This is a genomic window from Zetaproteobacteria bacterium (assembly GCA_003696765.1).
In the GTDB taxonomy this organism is placed as follows: Bacteria; Pseudomonadota; Zetaproteobacteria; order Mariprofundales; family J009; genus RFFX01.
On sequence record RFFX01000022.1, the window covers coordinates 28,967 to 54,274 of the forward strand.

General features: G+C 69.0%; 19 protein-coding genes. 14 read left to right on the forward strand and 5 right to left on the reverse strand.

The window, feature by feature from the left end; translation table 11 throughout:
• Positions 1-27 precede the first annotated feature (27 nt).
• From ampD to D6682_02320, 12 genes are all read left to right on the forward strand, one after another.
• On the forward strand, positions 28-594 hold the full coding sequence (gene ampD, locus D6682_02265) for a 1,6-anhydro-N-acetylmuramyl-L-alanine amidase AmpD (protein RMH52300.1): 567 nt from the start codon (positions 28-30) through the stop codon (positions 592-594).
• 374 nt (positions 595-968) lie between these two features.
• Positions 969-1,238: a 30S ribosomal protein S15 gene (locus D6682_02270; GenBank protein ID RMH52301.1), complete on the forward strand. Its 270-nt coding sequence runs from the start codon at positions 969-971 to the stop codon at positions 1,236-1,238.
• A gap of 268 nt (positions 1,239-1,506) precedes the next feature.
• Positions 1,507-3,603: a polyribonucleotide nucleotidyltransferase gene (pnp, locus tag D6682_02275; protein ID RMH52302.1), complete on the forward strand. Its 2,097-nt coding sequence runs from the start codon at positions 1,507-1,509 to the stop codon at positions 3,601-3,603.
• Positions 3,506-4,861: an insulinase family protein gene (locus tag D6682_02280; GenBank protein ID RMH52303.1), complete on the forward strand. Its 1,356-nt coding sequence runs from the start codon at positions 3,506-3,508 to the stop codon at positions 4,859-4,861. The genes pnp and D6682_02280 overlap by 98 nt, the downstream gene beginning before the upstream one ends.
• A gap of 20 nt (positions 4,862-4,881) precedes the next feature.
• The gene (gene cysE / locus D6682_02285) at positions 4,882-5,616 is read left to right on the forward strand and encodes a serine O-acetyltransferase (GenBank protein ID RMH52304.1); all 735 of its coding nucleotides are present in this window, start codon (positions 4,882-4,884) and stop codon (positions 5,614-5,616) included.
• A gap of 43 nt (positions 5,617-5,659) precedes the next feature.
• On the forward strand, positions 5,660-7,030 hold the full coding sequence (locus D6682_02290; GenBank protein RMH52305.1) for an SPOR domain-containing protein: 1,371 nt from the start codon (positions 5,660-5,662) through the stop codon (positions 7,028-7,030).
• A gap of 207 nt (positions 7,031-7,237) precedes the next feature.
• Positions 7,238-8,536, forward strand: coding sequence for a glutamate-1-semialdehyde-2,1-aminomutase (hemL, locus tag D6682_02295; GenBank protein ID RMH52306.1), 1,299 nt, complete (start codon positions 7,238-7,240; stop codon positions 8,534-8,536).
• 26 nt (positions 8,537-8,562) lie between these two features.
• Entirely contained in the window at positions 8,563-8,913 is a 351-nt protein-coding gene (gene hisI / locus D6682_02300; protein RMH52319.1) for a phosphoribosyl-AMP cyclohydrolase, read from the forward strand.
• Entirely contained in the window at positions 8,913-9,245 is a 333-nt protein-coding gene (locus D6682_02305) for a phosphoribosyl-ATP diphosphatase (protein ID RMH52307.1), read from the forward strand. Before hisI ends, D6682_02305 begins: the two co-directional genes overlap by 1 nt.
• An 8-nt stretch (positions 9,246-9,253) precedes the next feature.
• The gene (locus tag D6682_02310; protein RMH52308.1) at positions 9,254-10,834 is read left to right on the forward strand and encodes a glycosyltransferase family 39 protein; all 1,581 of its coding nucleotides are present in this window, start codon (positions 9,254-9,256) and stop codon (positions 10,832-10,834) included.
• Positions 10,831-11,559 (forward strand): glycosyltransferase family 2 protein, encoded by a 729-nt coding sequence (locus D6682_02315; protein RMH52309.1) that lies wholly within the window; start codon positions 10,831-10,833, stop codon positions 11,557-11,559. The genes D6682_02310 and D6682_02315 overlap by 4 nt, the downstream gene beginning before the upstream one ends.
• A gap of 130 nt (positions 11,560-11,689) precedes the next feature.
• The gene (locus D6682_02320) at positions 11,690-13,090 is read left to right on the forward strand and encodes a ribulose-bisphosphate carboxylase (GenBank protein RMH52320.1); all 1,401 of its coding nucleotides are present in this window, start codon (positions 11,690-11,692) and stop codon (positions 13,088-13,090) included.
• 90 nt (positions 13,091-13,180) lie between these two features.
• Here the strand turns inward: D6682_02320 and D6682_02325 are convergent, their stop codons facing one another.
• Both D6682_02325 and D6682_02330 read right to left on the reverse strand, forming a co-directional pair.
• A complete protein-coding gene (locus tag D6682_02325) occupies positions 13,181-14,578 on the reverse strand; it encodes a Si-specific NAD(P)(+) transhydrogenase (GenBank protein RMH52310.1) in 1,398 nt (465 codons plus the stop codon).
• Positions 14,575-16,878, reverse strand: a complete 2,304-nt coding sequence (locus D6682_02330) for a PAS domain S-box protein (GenBank protein RMH52311.1) — start codon at positions 16,876-16,878, stop codon at positions 14,575-14,577. Before D6682_02330 ends, D6682_02325 begins: the two co-directional genes overlap by 4 nt.
• Before the next feature lie 50 nt (positions 16,879-16,928).
• On the opposite strand from D6682_02330, the gene D6682_02335 reads away from it, so the two are divergent.
• Both D6682_02335 and D6682_02340 read left to right on the forward strand, forming a co-directional pair.
• Entirely contained in the window at positions 16,929-18,212 is a 1,284-nt protein-coding gene (locus D6682_02335; protein RMH52321.1) for a thiolase family protein, read from the forward strand.
• On the forward strand, positions 18,209-20,257 hold the full coding sequence (locus D6682_02340; GenBank protein ID RMH52312.1) for a fatty oxidation complex subunit alpha: 2,049 nt from the start codon (positions 18,209-18,211) through the stop codon (positions 20,255-20,257). The genes D6682_02335 and D6682_02340 overlap by 4 nt, the downstream gene beginning before the upstream one ends.
• Positions 20,258-20,282: 25 nt before the next feature.
• Here D6682_02340 and D6682_02345 read toward each other — a convergent pair whose 3' ends face one another.
• From D6682_02345 to D6682_02355, 3 genes are all read right to left on the reverse strand, one after another.
• Positions 20,283-21,245, reverse strand: a complete 963-nt coding sequence (locus D6682_02345) for an acetyl-CoA carboxylase carboxyltransferase subunit alpha (GenBank protein ID RMH52322.1) — start codon at positions 21,243-21,245, stop codon at positions 20,283-20,285.
• A gap of 94 nt (positions 21,246-21,339) precedes the next feature.
• Positions 21,340-24,816, reverse strand: coding sequence for a DNA polymerase III subunit alpha (locus tag D6682_02350; GenBank protein RMH52313.1), 3,477 nt, complete (start codon positions 24,814-24,816; stop codon positions 21,340-21,342).
• A gap of 15 nt (positions 24,817-24,831) precedes the next feature.
• Positions 24,832-25,308: methionine synthase (locus tag D6682_02355; GenBank protein RMH52314.1), on the reverse strand; the 477-nt coding region annotated here is incomplete at its 5' end.

Genomic DNA, 25,308 nt, shown 5'->3' on the forward strand with positions numbered 1-25,308 from the left:
GCCGCCGCCTGCGCGCCGGCCACTACCGTGCGGCTGTTCCTCCACCGCTCGCCCCACGCAGACGCCCGCCCCGACGGCTCGCCGATCTCGCTCATCGTGCTGCACGCCATCTCGCTGCCGCCCGGCTGCTTCGCGCTCGACGGGCCGCGCGCGCTGTTTCTCGGCAGGCTCGACTGCGCACGCGATCCGCGCCTGGCACCACTCCGCGCCGAGCTGGAGGAGCTGCGCGTCTCGGCCCACTGCCTGATCGACCGCGCCGGCGACATCCACCAGTTCGTGCCGCTGGCCGAACGCGCCTGGCACGCCGGCGTCTCCTGCTGGCGGGGGCGGGAGCGGTGCAACGACTTCTCCATCGGCATCGAGCTGATCGGGGACGAGACCACCCCCTTCACCGAAGCGCAATACCACAGCGCCGCCGCCCTCTGCCGCACCATCATCGACCGCTATCCCACCATCGACGAGGAGTCGATCGTCGGCCACCGCGACATCGCCCCCGGGCGCAAATGGGATCCCGGGGCGCAATGGAACCACGCCCGCTTCCTCGCGCTGCTGCGCCGGGCCGCCCCACTGCCGCCGGAACTGCGTTTGCAATAGGCCAGAACAGCGCTACATTTCGCCGCCCCGGCGGCGGGGCCGGCATAGGCTACGGACGGCGCACGTCCGGAGGTTGCATGCGGCAGCCGACGGGACGGCAAGGGGGTCGAAGACCGCGCTCTTCGACCGCCGCCCGGACGTCAGGTCCACGGACGGACGTTTTGCGATCCGATCATTTCCATCAGGAACGGAACAGAGAACAACGGAAGCAATGATGGTTCCGCAAGAAACCATCATCGCGACCATGGAGGGTCGCCCAAATCCGGAGGTTGCAGACGCAACCGACGGATTTGCAAGGGGATCGAAGACCGCGCTCTTCGATTCATCGTAGAGCAAAAAGTCCACGGACGGACTTCTTGCGATCTAAATCGACTATGGCACTGGCAACGGAAGAGAAGAACGAGATCATCGCGAAGTTCGCAACCAAGGAGGGGGACACCGGCTCCCCCGAGGTGCAGGTGGCGCTGCTGACCGCACGCATCAATGGGCTGACCGAGCACTTCAAAACCCACCACAAGGATCACCACTCCCGACGCGGGCTGCTCAAGATGGTCGGCCGGCGCAGAAACCTGCTCAAGTATCTGCGCAACAAAGACTTCGACCGTTACCGCAGACTCATCGAACGTCTGGGGCTGCGCCACTGACCCGCCGTTCCCGCCGCGAGGCGATCCGCTCCGGATCGCCTCGTTGCGTTCCATACCCCGTCGATCCGCCATCCCACGCCGTTCGATCCCGTTCCCACCCGGTGAAGGCCGCTGCAACCATCGACCCGACGCACCAGAGGCGGTGCACGCACAGGGTTCTCCAGGCCAAGAGACGCACCCTCCGGGGGCCGATCGCAGCACGTACGCCCGCGGATTTTGTGACCTGACCGACACAACCAAAAAAGAGAAGAAAGAGAAAGAGAAAGAGATGTTCGATACCAAAACCGTAACCGCCAGCGTCGGCGACCAGACGCTCACCCTGGAGAGCGGGCGCATCGCCCGCCAGGCCGACGGCGCGGTGCTGATCCGGGTCGCCGACGTGGTGGTGTTGGTCGCCGCCACCGCTGCCCGCCAACCGCTGCAGGGGGTCGACTTCACCCCGCTGACCGTCCACTATCAAGAACGCATCTACGCCGCCGGCCGGTTCCTCGGCGGATTCTTCAAGCGCGAAGGGCGCCCGAGCGAGAAGGAGACCCTGACCAGCCGGCTGATCGACCGTCCCCTCCGCCCCCTCTTCCCCAAGGGGTACTTCCACGAAACGCAGGTGATCGCCACGGTCGTCTCGGCCGACGAGTACCACAACCCCGACGTCGTCGCCATCAACGGCGCCTCGGCGGCGCTGGCCGTCTCCGGCATTCCGTTCCAGGGGCCGATCGCCGCCGCGCGCGTCGGCCTGATCGACGGCGAGTTCGTCCTCAACCCCACCTACGGTCAGATGGAGCACTCCAAGCTCGATCTGGTCGTCGCCGGCACCCGCGACGCGGTGTTGATGGTCGAGTCGGAGGCGCACGAGCTCTCCGAGCAGCAGATGCTCGATGCGGTCCTCTTCGGCCAGCAGGGCTACCAGCCGGTGCTCGACGCCATCGAGGCGCTGGCCCGCCAGGTGGGCAAGCCGCCGATGGAGGTCGAGCTGGCCGGCGAGGACGAAGCGGCCGGAGCGGCGGTCGCCGAGGCCGTCGAAGAGGAGATCCGCACCGCCTACACCATCCGCGACAAGCAGCAGCGCGCCGGCCGGCTGGAGGAAATCCGCACCGCCGCCAAAGCGCGCTTCGCCGGCAGCGAGGAGCAGCCCGGCCCGTACCGGGAGAACGACGTGGCGCAGGCGGTCAAGGAGATCGAACGTCGGGTGGTGCGCCGGGCGATCATCGCCGGCCAGCCGCGCATCGACGGCCGCCGGACCGACGAGATCCGCCCGATCGACTGCCAGGTCGGCATCCTGCCGCGCACCCACGGCTCGGCGCTCTTCACCCGTGGCGAAACCCAGGCGCTCGTCACCATCACCCTTGGTACCGAATCGGACAAGCAGCTGATCGAATCGCTCGAGGGGGTGAGCAAACAGCGCTTCATGCTCCACTACAACTTCCCCCCCTACGCGGTGGGCGAAACCCGCCGCATCGGCCCCCCGGGGCGACGCGAAATCGGCCACGGCCGGCTGGCCAGGCGCGGCATCGAGGCGATGCTGCCCTCGGAAGAGGAGTTCCCCTACTCGATCCGCTCGGTCTGTGAGATCACCGAATCCAACGGCTCCTCGTCGATGGCATCGGTCTGCGGCACCTCGCTGGCCCTGATGGACGCCGGCGTGCCGCTGAAAAAGCCGGTCTCCGGCGTGGCCATGGGGCTGATCCTCGAGCCGGACGGACATGCCGTGCTGACCGACATCCTCGGCGACGAGGACCACCTTGGCGACATGGACTTCAAGGTGGCCGGCACCCGCGACGGCATCACCACCTTCCAGCTCGACATCAAGATCGGCGGGCTGACCCGTGAGATCATGGAGCAGGCGCTGGTCCAGGCCAGGGCGGGCCGGTTGCAGATCCTCGACATCATGGAACGCTGCATCGGCAAGCCGCGCGATGGCGTGGCCGACCACGCACCGCGCATGTTCACCATGAAGATCAAGCCGGAGAAGATCCGGGATGTAATCGGCCCCGGCGGGAAGGTGATTAAGGGGCTGGTCGATGAGACCGGTGCCAAGATCGACGTCGAGGACGACGGTACGGTCAAGATCTTCGCCTCCAGCTCCGACGCCGCCGAACTGGCCCGATCGCGGATCGAGGAGATCGTCTCCGAGGTGGAGGAGGGGAAGGTCTACACCGGCAAGGTGGTGCGGATCATGGATTTCGGCGCGTTCGTCCGCATCGCCGGCAACACCGACGGGCTGGTCCACATCTCGCAGATCGCCAACCACCGGGTCACCAGGGTGAGCGATGAACTCACCGAAGGACAGGAGGTGCGGGTCAAGGTACTCGAGGTCGACCGCAACGGCCGCATCCGGCTGTCGATCAAGGCGCTGCTTGACGACTGAGGCCGGACGGCGCCCGGGACGCCGCTACCACGAGACGCAGATCCCCGGCGGCCCGCGGGTGCTGTCGCGGCCGATGGAGCAGACCCAGTCGGTGGCGCTGGGGCTGATGGTCGACACCGGCAGCCGCGACGAGACCCCGGAGCAGAGCGGCATCGCCCACGCGCTGGAACACATGCTGTTCAAGGGGACGGCGAGGCTGTCGGTCGATCAGCTCTCCGAACGGCTCGACCTGCTCGGGGGTACGGCCAACGCCTTCACCTCGCGCGAGCGCACCTGCTTCCACATCCGCGTCCTGCACGAGGACTGGCCGGAAGCCCTGGAAATCCTGATGGACATGCTGCTCGAACCGGCCCTGCCGCAGGAGGAGTGGCAGCGCGAACGCGAGGTGATCTTCTCCGAGATGGCCATGGTCGACGACAACCCCGACGAATGGGCCTTCGAGCGCCACATGGGGGCGATCTTCCCCGACCACGGGCTGGGACGGCCGACGCTGGGCAGCCACGAGACGCTGAACGGCTTCGACCACACCACGCTGCGCGCCTTCCTCGAGGCGCGCTACCGCCCGCCCCGGCTGCAGGTGATGGCCGCCGGCCGCATCGACCACCAGCGGTTGTGCGACGCCGTCGCCGCCCGCCGCTGGCCCGGCGGCGGGGCGCAGGAGGCGCGCAACGACCGCCCCATGGCCGGTGGCCGCTGGAACCTGTTGCCGCGGGAGATCGAGCAGGCCCACATCATCGCCTCCTTTCCCGGCATTCCGGTCGCATCCGAGGAACGGCCGCAGGCATGGCTGGCCAACCAGATGCTGGGCGGCGGGATGAGCTCGCTGCTCTTCCGCGAGGTACGCGAGAAGCGTGGGCTCGCCTACAGCGTCGGCTCCCACCTCTCCACCTACCAGCATCAGGGGATCTGGAGCATCAGCTGCGGCACCGAGCCGGAGTTGATGGACCGCTGCCTGCAGGTGATCCGCGACGCCCTCTCCCGCTTCGCCGAACGGATCGACCCGGAGGCGCTCGCCCGGGCCAAGCGGCAGATGGAGGTGCAGCTGCGCATGGCCATGGACTCGGTTGACGGCCAGATGATGGCCCTCTCCGCCCGCTTCAACGAGGAGGAGGTGGTCGATCCGCTGGAGTGGTCGCGGCGGATCCGTGCCACCGACGCGGGGACGGTACAGGCATGGATTCAGCGCCGCCTCGAGCAGCCGGCCAGCTGGAGCTTCTGCGCCCCGCAGCGTGCGCTGGAGCGTCTTCCCGCCGGCTGAGCCCATCCCGTCGTCGTCCCATGATCGAGGCCATCCGCGAGGACATCGCCACCGCCTTCGACCGCGATCCCGCCGCCCGCACCTGGTGGGAGGTGGTCACCAGCTATCCCGGCCTGCACGCCATCTGGTGCTATCGCGTCGCCCACCGGTTGTGGCGACACGGCTGGCACTGGGCGGCCCGCTTCCTCATGCATCTGGCCCGCTGGGCCACCGGCATCGAGATCCACCCCGGCGCAACCATCGGCCGCCGCTTCTTCATCGACCACGGCATGGGGGTGGTGATCGGCGAGACCACCGAGATCGGAGACGATGTCACCCTCTACCACGGTGTCACCCTGGGGGGAACCACCTGGCGCAAGGAGAAGCGCCACCCCACCCTGGGCAACGGCGTGGTGGTCGGCGCCGGCGCCAAGATCCTCGGCGCCATCACCATCGGGGACGAGTCGCGCATCGGAGCCAACTCGGTGGTGCTGCGCGACGTCCCCCCCCACTCCACCGTGGTCGGCATCCCGGGGACGGTGGTCGGCACCACCGAGTCGATGATCGTCGACGGCAAGATCAACCTCGACCACCATCTGCTGCCCGATCCGGTGGCCGAGGCGCTCAAACATGTGCTGAAGATGATCGACGACCTCAACGCCCGCGTCGACGGGCTCCACCCCGGCGAAGAGGACGAACGGGCACGCAGACTCCACGAGGATATGCGCAAGGAGCACGAGCGGCTGGACCGTTTTCTTGGCGGAGGGGGAATCTGATCGGTAGCCTCGCCCCGCGGCGTCCGCGCCGCCGGGGAGAAGCATGGACGAACGCAAACCGACGGACGAACACGACTTCAGCGACTTCGACGACCTCTTCGACGGAGATCCCGACGCCGATCTGATCGACGACCTGCCGGAGGAGATCGATCCGGCGGAACCGGACCCCGCCGCCGCACCGGCCGCAGAGCCCGGACCCACCGGGGATCGGCCGCCGGAGCAGCCCCCGGGGGATGGGGAGGCGGCGCAGGAGCGCGCCAAGCCCCCACCGGATGGCGGGGGGGCAGCGCCGGCGGAGGCGATGGAGGAAGATGGCGCCGCGCCGGAGGGGATGCCGGAGGAGGAGCCTCCGCCGGCAGTCGAGGCCGAGCCGGATGGAACGGCCCTCTTCGACGACGACGAAGCCCCCGACATCGACATCCCCGACGACGAACCGGCGGAAGAGATCCCGGCCGATGAAGCCGACGACGCCCTGGAAGAGCTGGAGGAGTTCGACGAGCTCCTCCTCGACAATGAAGAGGAGGAGGAGAGCACCGGCCCCGATACGGCGTTCGCCGAAAGCGTCGCACTGGAGCAGATGGAGGCGGCACCCGCGCCGTCGGCGGAACCGCCACCGGTGGAAGAGGCCCCCCCCTCCCCCGGGAATGAGGAGGAAGAAGAGGAACCGCTTCTGCCCGAGGAGACGGGCGGGGAGCAGATCGCCCCCCCGGCCGATGATGAGTCCGAGGAGGAATCGATGAAATCGAACATGATTGCCTTGATCGCCGGGGCGGTCGCGTTGGTCGCCAGCCTCGGAGGGCTGTGGTTGGGCTACAGCGCCAAGGCCGACGTGGCCGCACTGCCCGCCGCGCCGGCGACGGGCGCCCCGGCCCTGGATGCGGCGAAGATCGACGCGCTGGAGAAGCGCACCGGCGCGCTCGATACGAGGCTGACCAAACTGGCCACCCAGCTGGCCGCCTCCGGCGCCATGGGCGGGGAGGATGTGGCCGGACGCATCGAGGCGCTCGACGGCCGCATCGCCCGGATGGAGCGGCTCGTCGCCGATATGAGGGAGCAGATCGGACGGCTGCGCACCCGGCTGACCGCGCAACCCGCCGCCGCCCCGCGCCGCCCCGTGGCGCACCGCAAGCGCGCAGCGCCCCCCGCCAGGAGGAAGGCCCCCGCCCCGCGGGCGCGGAAGGGAGGCTGGTTCGTCAACCTCACCTCACACTCCACCGAGGCGTCGGCGCAGCGTCAGATCCGCCAGATGGCCAGGCTGGACATCCATGCCGAGAGCAAGCAGGTGCTGGTCCGGGGGCGACGCTACTTCCGGGTACGCATCCCCGGCTTCGCCAGCAAGCAGAAGGCGCAGGAGTTCCGCCGCATGCTGGCGCGCAAGCACCACATCACCGACAGTTGGGTATCCAACTACTGAGCCAGTCCACCCCCGAGCACCTTTGACGGCTTCGCAAGAAGCCGGCATCGCGGCCATGGACGACCGCGCAAAACCGGAGCCTGCGCATGCAAGAGACGGTTTTGTAAGGGGATCGAAGACCGCGCTCTTCGATCGCCGTGAAGCCAAAAAGTCCATGGACGGACGTTTTGCGGTGGGAACATCTTTGAACCGGAGCGACACCACCACATGACCGACACCACCCGTTCCCGATCCGACTACGCCCGCGCCAGCCGGCTGCTGCCCGGCGGCGTCAACTCGCCGGTACGCGCCTTCAAATCGGTCGGCGGCACGCCGCGCTTCATCGCCTCGGCCGCCGGCAGCCGCATCCGCGATGTCGACGGCACCGAATACATCGATTATGTCGGCTCGTGGGGGCCGATGATCCTCGGCCACGCCCACCCGGAGGTGGTCGCCGCCGTGCAGCAGAGCGCCGCCGCCGGCATGAGCTTCGGCGCGCCGTGCGAGCTGGAGATCGAGCTGGCCGAGCTGGTGGTGGAGATGGTGCCGTCGATCGAGGTGGTGCGCTTCGTCAACTCGGGCACCGAGGCGACGATGAGCGCGCTCAGGCTGGCCCGCGGCTTCACCGGCCGCGACAAGTTCATCAAGTTCGACGGCGGCTACCACGGCCACGGCGACGGCTTTCTGGTCAAGGCGGGCTCGGGTGCCGCCACCTTCGGCGAGCCCGACTCCGCCGGCGTACCGGCCGACTACGCCCGGCTCACCCTGACCGCGCCGTTCAACGACCTCGATGCGGTCGAGACGCTCTTCCACGACAACCCGGATGAGATCGCCGCGATCATCGTCGAGCCGGTGCCGGGCAACACCGGCGTGCTCGACCTCTACTCCACCGGCTTCCTCGCCGGGCTGCGCGGGCTGTGCGACACCCACGGGGCGCTGCTCATCTTCGACGAGGTGATGAGCGGCTTTCGCGTAGCGCCCGGCGGCGCGCAGCAGCGCTTCGGCATCACCCCCGATCTCACCTGCCTGGGCAAGATCATCGGCGGCGGCCTGCCGGTCGGCGCCTACGGCGGCCGCGAGGAGATCATGCGCCGCGTCGCCCCCGACGGCCCGGTCTATCAGGCCGGCACCCTCTCCGGCAATCCGCTGGCCATGCGCGCCGGCATCGAGACCCTGATCCGCCTGCGCCGGCCCGGCTTCTATGAGGCGCTGGAGGAGAAGAGCGCCCGACTGGTCGCCGGGCTGCTCGATGGCTGCCGCAAGGCCGGGGTGCCGGCGATCGCCAACCGGTGCGGCTCGATGTTCACCCTCTTCTTCACCGAGCGTGACGCCATCGGCTGCGGCAGCGATGTGGGCGACTTCTGCGACCTCGACCGCTTCGGCCGCTATTTCAATGCCATGCTCGACGAAGGCATCTACCTGGCGCCGTCGCAGTACGAGGCGCTCTTCGTCTCCGCCGCCCACAGCGACGACGACATCGACGCCACCATCGCCGCCGCCGCGCGCGCCCTGGCCCGGCTGGCGTGACACCACCGGCTTCCCCCGTGCGCGACCTGCTGGAGGCCGTGCGTTTCAACGAGGCAGGGCTGGTGCCGGCGATCGCCCGGGATGTTGCCACCGGCCGGGTGCTGATGCTGGCCTGGATGAACGCCGAGTCGCTGCAGCAGACCGTGGCCACCGGCTACGCCCACTACTGGTCGCGTTCACGCGGCCGCCTGTGGAAGAAGGGGGAGCGCTCCGGCCACCTGCAGCGGCTGGAACGCATCCTGCTCGACTGCGACGGGGACACGCTGCTGCTCGATGTCCACCAGACGGGCCCTGCCTGCCACACCAACCGCCCGAGCTGCTTCTACCGCGCCTGGCACGACGACGGCTGGCAGACCATCGAGGAGCCGGTGGAGTGATGCCCGACCGTCCCTCCGCCGCCAACATCCTCGCGCAGTTGACCGAGGTGATCGAGGCGCGCAAGCAGGCCGCACCGGAGGCCTCCTATGTCGCCTCGCTCCTCGCCCGGCCGGACAAGATGGTGCAGAAGATCGGCGAAGAGGCGGTGGAGACGGTGATCGCCGCCAAGAACGGCGAGAAGGAGCAGATTATCTACGAAACCGCCGATCTCTGGTTCCACACCCTGGTGATGCTCTCCGCCCACGGCCTGAGCGCGGAGGATGTGTTGCGCGAGCTGGCACGCCGCTTCGGCGTCTCGGGCATCGACGAGAAGGCCGCGCGGCGGAGCTGACCCCCGCGATGGAGGCGGAAACAGCCGCCGACAACCCCCGCCCCTGGCTGCTCGTCTGGCTGGCGATCTCCCTGCTCTCGCTCGGACTGGTGCCGCTGTTCGACCTCGACGAGGCGATCTACGCCCAGACGGCATGGGAGATGCTCCACGGCGGCGACTGGCTGGTGCCGCAGGCCAACGGCATCCCCTTCTTCGAAAAGCCGCCGCTCTTCTACTACCTGATGGACGCCTCCTTCGTTCTGTTCGGCACCGACGCCTTCGCCGCCCGGCTGCCCTCGCTGCTGTTCACCCTGGCCACCGCCGGGCTGTTGCTCCATGCCGGCCGCAGGCTGCGCGGTGCCGACACCGGCTGGCTGGCCGCGCTGATCTTCCTCTCCATGCTCGAGGTGGGGGTGCTGGCCCACGCCGCCATCCTCGATGCCGCGCTCAACTTCTTCCTCGCCGCCACCCTGATCTGCTGGTGGCTGTGGTGCCGCCACGGCAGGCGGCGCGACCTGTGGCTTGCGGCGGCGGCGATGGGTGCCGCGGTCGGTGTCAAGGGACCGGTCGGCGTGGTGGTGCCGCTGGCCGTCATCGGCCTGGAGCTCTTGATCTCCGGTCGGCTGACCGCCACCCTGCGCGCCATCCATTGGCCACCGGTGGTGCTGCTCTTCCTGCTCACCGCCACCCCGTGGTACCTGCTGATCCTGTGGCGCAACGGCCCCGGCTTCCTGTGGGAGTTCCTCATGGTGCACAACCTCGGCCGGGCGCTCCATCCGATGCAGGGCCATGGCGGTCGCTGGTTCTACTACCTGCCGGTCGTGGCCGTCTCCGTGCTCCCATGGATCGCCCTGCTGCCAAAGATGGCACGCGGCCTGGGCGCCGGCGCGGAAGCTGCCCGCAGCCAACGCTTCCTGTTGCTGTGGACGGTGGTCACCGTGGTCATCTTCTCGCTGGCCCGGACCAAGCTGCCGCACTACATCTCCTCCATTTACCCCGCAGTTGCGCTGTCCATCGCCCTGCATATCGGCCCACGGCTGCGCCGGCTGGAGGCCGCAGCCACCCTGCTGCTGCTCCTGCCGCTGGTGCTGTTGATCGGGCTGCTCCCCTGGCTGTGGCCGTGGCTGACCGGGCTGGCCCACCATCCGCGCGCCATCGCCGCGCTGGCCCAGCCGATCGCCCCGAACTGGCACTCCGCGGTGGCCGCGTTGCCGCTGGCCGTCGCGCTCGGCTGGCTGTGGCGCCGTCGCACCCCGGTGGCGCTGGCTGCGGTCGGCATCATGCTGCAGACCGCCGTGGTGTTCGGCCTGCTGCCGACCGCCTCCGCCGTGATGCAGGGGCCGAAGCTGGCCATCGCCGGGATCATCCGGCAGCTGCCGCAGGAGATCCCGGTGTTCAGCTACGACCTCAACGCGCCGTCGATCTCCTTCTACTCCGACAGGCGCTACCACATCCTGCTGGATCGCACCGGCCGGGAGCGGCTCGCCGCCATGCAGCCGCCGTTCGCCCTCGTCCTGCGCAGTGAGGCGCGTTCCGCGCTGCCGAAGCGGTTGCGCCGGCTGGCGCCGGTGATCGATCGCGGCGGCTACCTGCTGTTGCTGGTGCGATGAAGCTCTCGGTGGTGATCCCCGCCTTCGATGAGGAGGCCCGGCTGCCCCGGACGCTGGAGGAGGCGACCGCCTGGCTCGACGACCGGCTGGAGCAGGGCGACCTGTTCGACGACTACGAGATCATCGTCGTCGACGACGGCAGCCGCGATCGAACCGCAGAGGTGGTGGAGCAGCTCGCCGGCGCGCGCTCCCGCCTGCGGTTGCTGCGCCAGCCGGGAAACCGCGGCAAGGGGGCGGCGGTGCGCCGCGGCATGATCGAGGCCAACGGTGACATTCGGCTCTTCATGGATGCCGACCACTCCACCCACATCCGTGAACTGGAGCGCGGCTGGCCGCTGCTGCAACAGGGCGCGGGGGTGGTGATCGGCTCGCGCCAGCACGCCGAATCGGAGATCGCCCGCCACCAATCGTGGCTGCGCGAATCGATGGGCAAGTGTTTCAACGCCATGATGCGGGGGATGACCGGCATCCCCCTGCAGGACACCCAGTGCGGCTTCAAGATGTTCACCGCCGAGGCCGCCGCTCTGCTCTTCCCGCAGCAGCGGATCGACGGCTTCAGCTTCGATGTCGAACTGATCTACCTGGCACAGCGCGCCGGCATCGAGGTGGCGGAGATCCCGGTACGCTGGGTCAACGAACCCCACTCACGGGTGCGCATGCTGATCGACCCGCTGCACATGGCGGCGGATGTGGTCCGCATCCGGCTTATGCATAACAAAAAATAATATAAATAGGTAAAAACTTTCATTAGACTTATCATCTACGCGCCGTAGCATGCGCCCATCGACGGCGGCGCCCCGCTCGGGCCGTGCCGCCGACACATCCCGATACCCGACAAGGAGTTTCCCCATGGCACTGGACCAATCGAATCGCTACTCCGATCTGAGCCTCAAGGAGGAGGATCTGATCGCCGGCGGCCGGCATCTACTGGCGGCCTACCGGCTGCTGCCCAAGCCGGGCAACGGCTTTCTCGCCACGGCCGCGCACGTGGCGGCGGAGTCCTCCACCGGCACCAACGTGGAGGTCTGCACCACCGACGACTTCACCCGCGGCGTCGATGCGCTGGTCTATGAAATCGACGAGAACGCCTTCGGCGAGCAAGGCGGCCTGATCAAGATCGCCTACCCGGTCGAGCTGTTCGACCGCAACCTGCTGGACGGCAAGCATGGCGTGGCGCACATGACCAGCCTGATCATCGGCAACAACCAGGGCATGGGCGACATCATCGGCCTGCGCCTGCTCGATTTCATGGTGCCGGAGTGCATGATCCGGAACTTCGACGGCCCGAACGCGAACATCGTGGACATGTGGCGCGTGCTGGGTCGTCCGGAGAAGGACGGCGGCTACATCGCCGGCACCATCATCAAGCCGAAGCTGGGCCTCAGGCCCGAGCCGTTCGCCAAGGCCTGCTACGACTTTTGGCTGGGCGGCACCTTCATCAAGAACGACGAGCCGCAGGCGAACCAGAGCTTCTGCCCGATGAAGGAAGTGATTCCGCTGGTGGCCGAGGCGATGGACCGCGCCCAGCAGGAGAGCGGCGAGGCGAAGCTCTTCTCGGCCAACATCACCGCCGACGATCCCGAGGAAATGGTGGCCCGCGGCAACTTCATCCTCGAGGCCTTCGGCAAGTACGGCAACGAGAAGCATGTGGCCTTCCTGGTGGACGGTTTCGTGGCGGGTCCCGTGGGCATCACCACCGCACGCCGTCGCTTCCCCGACACCTTCCTGCATTACCACCGCGCCGGCCACGGCATGGCGACCAGCGAGGTCAACCCGCGCGGCTACACGATGCTCTGCCACATGAAGATGGCCCGCCTGATGGGCGCCTCCGGCATCCACACCGGCACGATGGGCTACGGCAAGATGGAAGGCGGCCGCGACGACCGCGTGCTCGCCTACATGCTGGAGCGCGACGAGTGCCAGGGGCCCTACTTCCACCAGAAGTGGCACGGCATGAAGGCGACCACGCCGATCATCTCCGGCGGCATGAACGCGCTGCGTCTGGTCGGCTTCTTCGAGAACCTGGGGCATGCCAACGTGATCAACACCTGCGGCGGCGGCGCCTTCGGGCACATCGACGGCCCGGCCGCGGGTGGCAAGTCGCTGGATCAGGCTTACCAGTGCTGGAAGGAGGGTGCAGACCCGATCGAGTTCGCGAAGGAGCACAAGGAGTTCGCGCGCGCCTTCGAATCCTTCCCGTGGGATGCGGACAAGCTCTTCCCCGGCTGGCGGGAGAAGCTGGGCGTGCACGCCTGATCGCGTCCCATCGCCTCGAAATGGAAGCCCCCGCAACCGCGGGGGCTTCTTTGTTTCGCCGGCATCGCAACCCGCCGGCATCCCTCCCGATCAGAGCCTGGCCAGACAGTCGAGCGCGGCCAGGCGATAGCACTCGGCCAGCGTCGGGTAGTTGAAGACGTTGCGCACCAGATCGTCCACCACGCCGTGATAGCTGCGCACCAGCTGGCCGATGTGGATCAGCTCGCCGGCCGACTCGCCGACGATATGGACACCGAGCAGCCGGCGGTCGGCCCGCGCCACGTTGAGTTTCACCATGCCGCGGTAGTCGCCGATGATCTTGCCCCGCGCGCTCTCGCTGTAGCGACCGTATCCGGTGACGAAATCGACCCCCTCGGCCCTGAGCTCCTCCTCCGTCTCTCCGATCGAGGAGACCTCGGGAATGGTGTAGATGGCCATGGGGAGCTCGGAGAGGGTGCCGGCACGCACATCGCCCAAGGCGTGGCAGGCCGCCACCCGCCCCTGCTCCAGTGCGGCCGAGGCGAGCGCCGGCTTGCCGATCAAATCGCCCACCGCGTAGATGTGGGGCACCGAGGTACGGAAGTGGTCGTCCACCGCGATCCATCCGTGGTCATCCAGCACGATCCCGGCACGCGCCACCTTCAGGCTCTCGATGTTGGGCATCCGCCCCATGGCGTAGAGCAGGCAGTCGCCCTCCTCCTCCGAGCCGTCGTCCAGCAGGGCGGCAACCCGACCGCCGTCGCGCCGGATCTCCACCACCGCCCGCTCCATGCGAAAACCGACCCCCATCGCCGCCATCGCCTCGCTCAGCGCCGCCACCATATCCTCGCTCAACCAGGAGAGCAGCCGCCGGTGGTGGTCGATCATGGTCACCTCCACCCCGAGGGCGGCGTAGATCGAGGCGAACTCGCAGGCGATCACCCCGCCGCCGACCACCAGAAGCCGATGGGGCAGCCGGGTCATGCGCAGGATGGAGGTGGAGTCATGCACCGATACGCGATCGAAAGGCACCTGCCGGGGGCGACGCGGCCGGGAGCCGGTGGCCAGCACCACCGATGCGGCCTGCAGCCGCCGGCGCTCGCCGTTGGGGGCGCACACCTCGAGGGTATGGGGATCGAGGAACGACGCCTCGCCGGGAATCAGCGCCACACCGCTCTTCATCAACCGGTTGAGCAGCACCGACTCCTGCTGGTTGATCACATCCTCCTTCTTGCGGATGGCGTCCAGCAGCATGGCGTGCGGCCGGCGCACCCCCACCTCAAGCGCCTGACGCATCCCCGATCGCCCGGCCACCGCCACGGCGTAGGCCGCCTCGCGCAGCGCCTTGCTCGGGATGGTCCCGGTGTGCAGCCCCACACCACCCAGACGCGGCTTGCGCTCGACCAGCGCCACGGTCCGGCCCGCCTGCGCCGCCGTCATCGCCGCCTGCTGCCCCGCCGGACCGGAGCCGACCACCACCAAATCGAAGGCGGCCTGTTGCCTGCTCACGCCAGCGCCTGCCGCACGGCGGTGCAGAGCCGCTCCTGATCGTAGGGCTTGCGCAACACGCCGGCGATGCCCCGCTCGATGAAGCGATCGCGCACCTCGCTGCCGTCATAGCCGGAGGCGATCACCACCCGCACCGCCGGATCGATCCGCTGCAGGGCGCGCAGCGCGGCATCGCCGTCCATGCGCGGCATGGTGAGATCGAGCAGCACCAAGTCGATCTCCGAGGCGCGCGCGCGGTAGCATTCCACCCCCGCGGCACCGTCCCCGGCGGAGAGGGCCCGGTATCCCGCATCCTCCAGCATGGCCACCGCCGCCTCACGAACCGACTCTTCGTCCTCCACCACCAATACGGTCGCACCACCGCCCGAGAGCGGCATGGGCGCTTCATCCACCCGGGCCTCCACCTCCTTTCCCGGCTGCCCGGCCGCCGGCAGCAGGACGGTGATGCGGGTGCCGCGTCCGGGGGCGGAATCGAGCCGGATGTAGCCGTCGTGGCCCCGCACGATGCCGAGCAGTGCGCTCATCCCCAGCCCGCGACCGGTGAACTTGGTGGTGAAGAAGGGGTCGAAGATGCGCTGCTGCGTCGCCGGATCCATACCACAACCGTCATCCTCCACCTCAAGGTAGAGATAGCGTCCCGGCCGTATCCGCTCCACCGCGACGCAACCGGCCAGCCACGCCGCATCGAAAAGGCCACAGCCGGTACGCAGCACGATGCGCCCCTCCCCCTCGATCGCCTCGTTGGCGTTGGTGATCAGATTCATCACCAACTGCTGCAGCTGCGATTCGTCGGCCTCCAGCGGCGGCAGATCGTCGGCCAGCTCCATCTGCAGCCCCACCTCCTTCTTGAGCGACACCTCGAGCAGCTCGGCCATCGAGCGCACCTCCTCCGACAGATCGAGCCGGCGGGTGACGAAGCGACCGCGGCCGGAGTAGGCCAGCATCTGGCGACAGAGCGTCGCCGCCCGCTCCGCCGACTGGCCGATGCGGACCAGATGGGCCCGCGCGGATACTGGATCCTCCCGCAACTTGGCGTCGGCAAGCGAGACATTGCCCAGGATGGCTGTCAGGATGTTATTGAAATCGTGAGCGATCCCACCGGCAAGCACCCCGAGCGACTCCAGCCGCTGGGTGTGTTCGAGCTGCTTCTGCTGCTCCAGCTGCTCGGTGATGTCGCGATCGACACAGGCATGGTACTGCGTGTTGCCCTCACGATCGGGGATGGGCGAGACCACCCGCTCCAGATTGCGCCGCCGCCCATCCGCTCCTGCGATCTCCACCATCCCCTTCCACTGATCGCCGCCGTTGACCCGGGCGACGATCTCACGGTAGAGCGCATCGTCCCGCCCCCCCCCGCGCAGCTCGGCGGCGTAGCGGCCGATCAGTGCGTTCGGCTCCATACCGAAGAGGGCGCCCGCCCCGCGGTTGGCGTAGCAGATCCGCCCCTCGCGGTCGGTGATGGTGATCGCCTCGGCGACGTACTCCATCGCCTGCATCAACATGCGGATGCGCTCCTGATGGCGCCTGCGCCGGGTGAGATCGCGCAGCACCCCCTGCACGCCGACGATCCGCCCCCCGGCGTCGCGCAGCGCGGCGGAGTTGATCTCCACCGGGTGGAGACCGCCGTCGCGGTCGACCACGGAGACCTCGTAGCTGCTGCGCTCCTTGAGTCCGTCGATCTTGCACGCGAACTCCCCGCGCACGAATGCACGGTGCTCCGGAGCGATGAAGGGATCGAAGCGGCGGCCGGCCAGCTCCTCCCGCGACAGCCCGAGCAGCCGCGCCAACGCCCGGTTGACCAGGGTGAAACGCCCCTCGCGGTCGATGGCATAGATCGGATCCACCGCCTGATCGACCAGACGCTGCACCCGCTCCAGCTCCTGTTCGTGTTGGTGGCGCGCGGTGACGTCGCGCACCGCCACCAACACCCGCGCCCGCGCCCCCGCCATGCGGGATGCCTGCACCTCGCCGAAGACGATGCCGCCATCCTCCCGCACCACCCGGTAGACCACCGGCTCGGCGCGACCGCCCGGCTCGGCCATCAACCGGGCGATCCGCCGCGCCGCCCGCGGCCGGTCGTCGGGATGGAGCAGCTCCAGCGCATTGCGTCCGAGCAGCTCCTCCCCGGATGCGCAGCCGACCATCTCCGCCAGGCGGCGGTTGGCAAAGAGGATGGTCCCCCCCTCGTGGACCAGGATCCCCTCGTAGATCGTCTCCAGCAGCTCGGCGATGAAGCCGCGGGCATCGCCCTCCGGCAACGACGCGGGGTCGAACATCTCCTCGAACGCTTTACTTTGCATCCCGCCGATGCTATAAAGCGGTCGTGGACAGGCAATCGCCAACGGTGCGCATGCAGCAGCGGAGCATCGCCATCGTCGCCGGCATCCGCACCCCCATCGGCAAGGCCGACGGCGCGCTGGCGGAGCTCGACGCCCCCACCCTCGGCACGCTGGCGTTGCGTGAACTGCTCGCCCGCAGCCCGGCGGCACCCGAGGCGGTGATCATCGGCAACGTGATCCAGCCGAGCAACGCCGCCAACATCGCCCGTGTGATCGCGCTGCGCGCCGGAGTCGACCGCGCGGTGCCGGCGCATACCGTGCAGCGCAACTGCGCCTCCGGCATGCAGGCGGTGACCGACGCGGCGATGCTCATCGCCTCCGGTCGCGCCGAGGTGGTGGCCGCCGGCGGCGTGGAGTCGATGACCCACGCGCCGCTGCTGTTCCACGACGAAGTTCGGCGCGCTCTTGCGCGCCGGCGCCGCTCGCGGGGAAGCCCCCCCCTTTCCTCCATTCCCCGCGAGCTGGCGCGCATCTTGCCCCGGCTCAAGCCGCGGGCGGCACTGATCGAGGGGCTGACCGATCCGGTCGCGCGGATGAACATGGGTCAAACCGCCGAGCTGCTGGCCGACGAGTTCGCCATCAGCCGCGAGATGCAGGACGCCTTCGCTCTGGAGAGCCACCAGCGGGCTGTACGCGCACGCGAGGAGGGGTGGCTCGACGCCGAGCAGATGACCCTCTTCCCCCCGCCCGACTACACCCCCTTCCGCCGCGACGAGGGGATCCGACCCCAACAGAACATGGAGGAGCTCGCCCGACTCAAGCCGGTCTTCTCCCGGCCGCTCGGCACGGTCACCGCCGGCAACAGCTCGCAGATCAGCGACGGCGCGGCCATGCTCATGCTGGCCGACCCGAGGCGGGCCAAGGCCGAGGGATGGCCGGTGCTCGGCTACATCCACGACTGGCACTACGCCGGCTGCGATCCGGAGCGCATGGGGCTGGGGCCGCTCTTCGCCTGCCACCGGCTGCTCGGCCGCCACGGCCTGACCATGGCGGAGATGAGCCGGGTGGAGATCAACGAGGCCTTCGCCGCGCAGATCCTGGCGCTACTGGCGGCGATGGAGAGCAAGACGTTCCACCAGCGCCACGGGCTGGGGGCGCCGCTGGGGGCGCCGGAGCGCGACCGCCTCAACATCTGGGGCGGGGCGATCGCCATCGGCCATCCGGTGGGGATGACCGGCGCGCGGCTGATTCTCTCGCTCTGCCACCAGCTGCGCGCAGCCCCCGGGCTGGCCCTGGCCACGCTCTGCATCGGCGGCGGTCAGGGCGGCGCGGTGCTGCTCGGGAGCGAGCCATGACCGTAGCGCTGATCGACGGCGACCCGCCCCGGCTGCGCTTCTCCAGCACCGACGGTCCCAACCTGCTCGATGGCGCCACCATGGAGGCGCTGGAGGGGCTGCTCGACCGGCTGGAGGCCGACCCGCCCGAGCTGCTCTGCATCGACAGCGCCGACCCGCGCTGCTTCCTCGCCGGCGCCGACATCCACGAGATCGAGGCGGTCGGGAGCGCCGACCAGGCCGAGGCGCTGGCCCAGCGCGGTCAGGCGATCTGCCAGCGGCTGCACGCGCTTCCCTCGACCACCATCGCCATCGTCTCCGGCTCCTGCCTCGGCGGCGGGCTGGAGCTGGCCCTGGCCTGCGACTACATCGTCGCGCTGGAGCACCCGGCGACCAGACTGGGCCTGCCGGAGGTGAAGATCGGCATCCACCCCGGCTTCGGCGGCTGCCTGCGGCTGCCACAGCGCGTCGGCTGGCCGCAGGCGGTGGCCATGATCAGCAGCGGGCGAACGCTCGACCCCCGGCAGGCGCGCCGCATCGGGCTGGCCGACTGCACCTGCCGCGCCGGCGCGGTGGAGCGGGCGATCGCGCAGCTCGCCGCCCGGGGCAAACGGAGGCAGCAACCGCCCGCCCCGTGGTGGTTCCGCCTCTGGCCGGCGCGGCGGCTCTTCTTCCTCATCGCCGAACGCAGGCTCGCCGCCCGCTTCCCCCACCTCGACCTGGAGCAGAGCTACCCGGCGCTGCCCGCACTCCTCTCCCTGATGGGCGAGATCTACGGCATGAGCGACGGGCTGGCGCTGGCCCGCGAGGCGGAGTCGCTCGGCCGGCTGGCCTGCAAGAGCCCGTGCAAGCATCTGGTGCGCGCCTTCTTCCTCGGCAACCGGCTGAAGAAGCTGGAGGGCCCCCGCCCCGAGCCGCCGGCGCAGGTCGCCGTCTACGGCGCCGGAGTGATGGGGCACGGCATCGCCTGGGTGGCATCGAAGGCAGGGCGGGTCGATCTGCACGACCTCACCCCCCCGGCGCTGGGGCGCGCCCTCAAGCAACTCGCCCGGCTCGACCGCACCGGCGGCCGCCGGCTGGAGCGGATCCGCCCCGCCTGCGACGACAGCGGGCTGGCCGCCTGCAGCGTGGTGATCGAGGCGGTGGTGGAGGATCTCGAGGCCAAGCAGGCGCTGTGGCGGCGCATCGAGCCGCTGGTCGCCGAGGATGCGCTGCTGCTCTCCAACACCTCCTCGCTGCCGATCAGCGACCAGCAGCAGGCGCTGGCCCACCCCGAGCGGATGGCCGGGCTCCACTTCTTCAACCCGGCGCCGAAGATGCCGCTGGTCGAGGTGATCGCGGGTGCGGCCACCGCGCCGGAGACGATCGAACGGGTGCGGCGGCTGGCCGTCGCCTGGGGCAAATACCCGGTGGTGGTGGCCGACCGCCCCGGCTTCCTGGTCAACCGCTGCCTGCTGCCGATGATCGGCGCCGCCTTCGCCCTGATCGAGGCGGGCGAACAGCCGCAGCACATCGACGGCGCGCTCAAGCGCTACGGCATGCCGATGGGGGCGCTGGAGCTGGCCGACCGCGTCGGGCTGGACATCTGCCTCCATGTCGGCGACGAGCTCGGCGCCGCCTGGGGGGCGCGCATGGCCCCGCCCGACTGGCTGCGCGCCATGGTCGAGGGCGGGCTGCTGGGCAAAAAGCAGGGCGGCGGCTTCTACCGCTTCCCCGCCGGCAGGCCGCCGCAGCCCAACCCGGCGGCGGCCGGCTACTACGGCGGCCGCGCCTCGATCGAACGGGAGTTCGACGCCAACATGGCAGCAAGGCGACCGCCGATGGCCGGCGAGGAGATCGTCGCGCGCTGCCTGCTGCCGCTGGTCATCGAGGCGTTGCGCTGCCTCGATGAGGGGATCGTCGCCGACCGCGACACGCTGGACGGCGCAATGCTCTACGGCATCGGCTATCCCCCCTTCCGCGGCGGGCCGCTGCACGACTTCGCCAACCACCACGACCGCGCCCGCCTGCAGCAGCAGGCCGAGGCGTGGGGGCTCGACGGCGCACCGCTGCTCGAGAGGCTCTGACCCCAACCGCGACCGGACGCGCCGGTCACCCGCCCCCTTCGAACACCCCCACCTGCCGCAGCCGACGGGCACGCTGCGCAAGCAGCTGCTCCAGCGGCATCTCAAGCAGCGGACGCAGATGGTCGAGCAGCGCCTTCCGGAGCAGCGCCGCCGCCTGTTTCGGCGCGCGATGGGCACCGCAGGGGGGCTCCGGCACCACCGCGTCGTTGAGCCCCAGCTCGCGCAGATCGGCGGCGGTCGGCCTGAGCGCCTCCGCCGCCTGCGCGCTGTAGGAGCGGTCGTGCCACAGAATCGCCGCGCACCCCTCAGGCGAGATGACCGAGTAGGTGGAGAAGCGCTGCATCAGCAGCCGGTCGCCGACGCCGACGGCCAACGCCCCGCCGGAGCCCCCCTCACCGATCACCGTACAGACCACCGGCGTGCGCAGCGCGGCCAGCTCCATCAGGTTGCGGGCGATCGCCTCGCTCTGGCCGTGCTCCTCGGCGTCGATCCCCGGCCAGGCGCCGGGGGTGTCGATGAAGGTGAGCACCGGCATGGCGAAGCGCTCGGCCATGTGGAACAGGCGCAGGGCCTTGCGGTATCCCTCCGGCCGCGCCATGCCGAAGTTGCGCTTCAGCTTCTCCCGGGTGGTGCGTCCCTTGCACTGGCCGACCAGCATCACGCTGATGCCGTCGATCCTGGCCGGACCACCGACGATGGCGCCGTCGTCGGCAAAGGCGCGATCCCCCTTGAGCTCCTGGAAATCCTCGAAGATCAGCGGCAGGTAGTCGAGAAATCCGGGGCGGTCGGGATGGCGGGCCAGCTGACAGATCTCGGCGCGTGAGGCGCCGGCATAGGTCTTCTCGACCAGGGCGTCGAGCTTCTCCTGCAGCCGGGCGATCTCCTCGTGCAGATCGACATCGCCCTGTTCGGCGGCGCGGGAGAGCTCCTCGATGCGCATCGACAACTCGGCGATGGGGCGCTCGAACTCAAGGTAGGTAGCCAAGATCCACCTCCCATGGACATCGAATCGGAACGACGGCTCCCCACGAAGCCGGCAACCGATGGATTGGCGGGGGAACGAAGCGCGTTTCGCCCCCGGATCAGCCTTCCCTCCACGGACGGCAGGCGCAGTGTACACCGTCGCCGAAGCGGTCGACGAAGCGGCGGTGCATCTGCGCGCTCCAGTGGAAGGTGCAGCCGCTCTGCAGCCGGGCGATGCTGCCATCGGGAAGAGCGACTTCCAGCAGCAGCCGGGTCGCTCCCGGCGCCTCCCGCGCCCACGAACGCAGGGTGGCGATGGTCTCCTCGTCCCAGCGCATGGTGGTGGTGCGCAACCGCACCTGCGCCACCAGCCGGGGGAGCGCCTCCTCCAGCGGCAGCAAGGACTCGACCAGAATCGAGCGTCGCTCGCCGCCCCCGTCCACCCGGCCGACCAGCAGCAGCGGCCGGTCCGCGGTCAGCAGATCGCGGTAGTGCGCGTAGTTGCGCGCGAACAGGACCGCCTCGGCGCTGCCGTGGAGATCCTCCACCGCGACGAAGGCCATCACCCCCTTGCCGGTACGGTGTTCGCGCACGCTGCTCACCCCGACGGCGTAGACCACCTCGCTCTTCTCCTCCAGCGCCGAAAGCCCGTCGAGCGTACCGCTGCCGATACCGTGGATGTGGGCCAGATACTCCTGCAGAGGGTGGCCGCTGAGAAAGAAGCCGAGCGCCTCCTTCTCCTGCTGGAGCGACTCCCCCCGCCCCCACGGGGGGCACGCAACACCGAAGAGGAGCGACTCATCCACCGCCCCCCCCTTCTCCTCAGCGAAGAGCACCCCCTGCCGTTCCGAATGGAGCTCCTTCTTGTGCCGGAGCCGGGCCAGCGCCGTCTCGATACCGGCGAGCGCCTGCCGCTTGTGCGGCAGCACCCCCTCGGTCGCCCCGGCCTTGATCAGCGCCTCGAGCAGCCGCTTGTTGATCTGCCGCTCGTCGCACCGCATGACGATCGACTCCAGGCCGTCGTAGGGGCCGTGGCGTTCGCGCTGCCGGATCAACTCCTTCGCCGCCGCCTCGCCCACCCCCTTGATGGCGCCCAGCCCGAAGCGGATCGCATCCCCCTCGGGAACGAACTCCCACTCCGAGTGGTTGATGTGCGGCGGCAGCAGCTCGATCCCCATCCGCCGGCAGTCCTGCACCAGCAGCGCCACCTTGTCGCTGTTGCCCATGTCGCAGGAGAGGGTGGCGGCCATGAAGGCCTGCGGGAAGTGGGCCTTGAGCCAGGCGGTCTGGTAGGAGATGAGCGCGTAGGCCGCCGAGTGGGACTTGTTGAAACCGTAGCCGGCGAAATTCTCCATCAGATCGAAGATCTGCTCCGCCTTCTCCGGGGGGATCCTCTTCTGCGCCGCCCCCTTCAGGAAGATCTCGCGCTGGCGGGCCATCTCCTCCGGCTTCTTCTTGCCCATGGCACGCCGCAGCATGTCGGCCTGCCCCAGCGTGTAGCCGGCCAGCTCCCGGGCGATCTGCATCACCTGCTCCTGGTAGAGGATGACGCCGTAGGTCTCCTGCAAGATCGGCTTTAGCTGCGGCAGCGGATAGACCGTCTCCTGCCGGCCGTGCTTGCGCTCGATGAAGTCGTCCACCATCCCCGACTCCAGTGGACCGGGCCGGTAGAGCGCCACCAGCGCGATGATCTCCTCGAAGCAGTCGGGCAGCAGCCGGGTGAGCAGATCGCGCATGCCGTCGGATTCGACCTGAAACACCGCGCTGGTCTCCCCCCGCTGCAGCAGACGGAAGGTGGCGGGATCGTCCAGGGCGATGGAGGCGATGTCGAAGTCGGCGTGTTCGGGATGGCGCCGGACGTTGCGGCAGGCGCGATCGATCACCGTCAGGGTCTTCAACCCGAGGAAGTCGAACTTGATCAACCCCACCCGCTCGGCGTGCTGCATGTCCCACTGCACCACCTGGCTCCCCTGGTGCTCCTCGCCCGGCAGACGGAAGAGCGGCGCCATCTCGACCAAGGGGCGGCGGCCGATCACCACACCGGCGGCGTGGGTGCCGGCGTTGCGGTGGCGCCCCTCCAGCCGCATGGCCAGCGCAAAGAGCTCCGCGGTCTCGCGATCCTCCTCGACCATCCGCTCCAGCCGCGGCTCCTCGATCAGCGCCCGCTCCAGCGTCATCTTGAGATCGTCGGGGATCAGCTTGGCGATGGTATTGACCTTCGCCAGGTCGATGCCCAACGCCCTGCCGACGTCGCGCACCACCGCCTTCGCCTTCATCGAGCCGAAGGTGATGATCTGCGACACCCGCTCCGAACCGTACTTCCTCGTGACGTAGGCGATCACCTCGCCGCGCCGCTCCATGCAGAAATCGATGTCGAAATCGGGCATCGAGACCCGCTCGGGATTGAGAAAGCGCTCGAACAGCAGGCCGTAGCGGATCGGGTCGAGATCGGTGATCTGCATGGCGTAGGCGACCAGCGATCCAGCGCCGGAGCCGCGTCCGGGTCCGACCGGAATCCCCTGCTGCTTGGCCCAGCGGATGAAGTCGGAGACGATGAGGAAGTAGCCGGAGAAGCCCATCCTGACGATGGTGTCGAGCTCGAAGGCGAGGCGCGCTTCGTACTCGGCGCGGTCGGCAGCGGGCCGACCGCGCAGGATGGCGGGCCAGCGGGCCTCCAGCCCCTCCGCCGCCTGCCGCCGGAGGTAGTCGGCCGGCGTCGTCTCCGGATCGGGCAGCGGAAAGTCGGGCAGCTGGTAGTCACCGAAGGTCAACTCCACGTTGCAGCGGTTGGCGATGTGCAGCGTGTTCTCCAGCGCCTCGGGCAGATCGGGGAAGATCTCGCGGATCTCCTCCTCGCTCTTCAACCGGTTCTCCGCACCGACCGACTCCTCGCGGATGTTCTCCATCGTGGTGTTGGCTCCGATGGCCACCATCGCCCGGAACGCCTCGAGATCGGCCGCATCGACGAAATGGCAGTCGCAGGTGGCGACCAGCGGCAGCCCGACCGAACGGGCCAGGGCGACGCGGCTGCGGTTGAGCGCCTCGCTCTCCGCATCGTAGGCGGCGATCAGCTCGATGAAGAAGGTGCCGTCGGGGAAGATGGCGCGATACTCCGCGGCCAGCTCCTCCGCCTGCCTTCTCCGACCTTCGGCCAGCGCACGGTCGATCTCACCGCTGCCGGAGGAGAGCGCGATCAGCCCGTCGGCGTGGTCGGCGAGCAGCCTGCGATCGATCCGCGGCTTGTAGTAGAACCCTTCGAGATAGCCGGTGCTGACGATGCGCAGCAGGTTGTGCCAGCCGGTGTTGTTGGCGGCGAGCAGTACGATGCGCGGATAGTCGGGGCGCCGCCCCTCGATCTTGTGCACCCGCAGGTCGTCGACCACGAAGCAGTCGCAACCGAGGATCGGCTTCACCCCGCGCCGCATCGCCTTGCTGTAGAACTCGATGGCGCCGAACAGGTTGCCGTAGTCGGTCAGCGCCACCGCCGGCTGGCGCAGCTCCACCACTCGATCGAGCAGTTGGTCGATGGTCATCGGGCTGCGCAGCAGCGAATAGTCGGAGTGGGTGTGCAGATGGACGAATCGGGAAAAGCGCACGCCGCTCCCCCCCGCTCAGTCGGTGGTGTAACCGAGGTTGGGGGAGAGCCACCTCCCGGCCTCTGCCACGCTCCACCCCTTGCGGCGGGCGTAGTCCTCGACCTGATCGCGGTTGATCTTGCCGACCGTGAAATAGTGCGCCTCGGGATGGGCGAAATAGAGGCCGGATACGCTCGATGGCGGCTGCATCGCGAAGGATTCGGTCAACCTCATGCCGATGCGCGCCTCCACGTCCAGCAGCCGCCACAGCGTCCCCTTTTCGGTGTGCTCGGGGCAGGCCGGATAACCGGCCGCCGGGCGGATGCCCTGATATTTCTCGCGAATGATCTCCTCGATCGTCAGTTGCTCATCAGCCGCATAGCCCCAGGCCTTGCGACGGACATGGGCATGGAGGTACTCGGCCAGCGCCTCGGCCAGCCGGTCGGCCAGCACCTTGACCATGATGGCGGCGTAGTCGTCGTGCGCCTGCTCCAGGGCGGCGGCCCGTTCCTC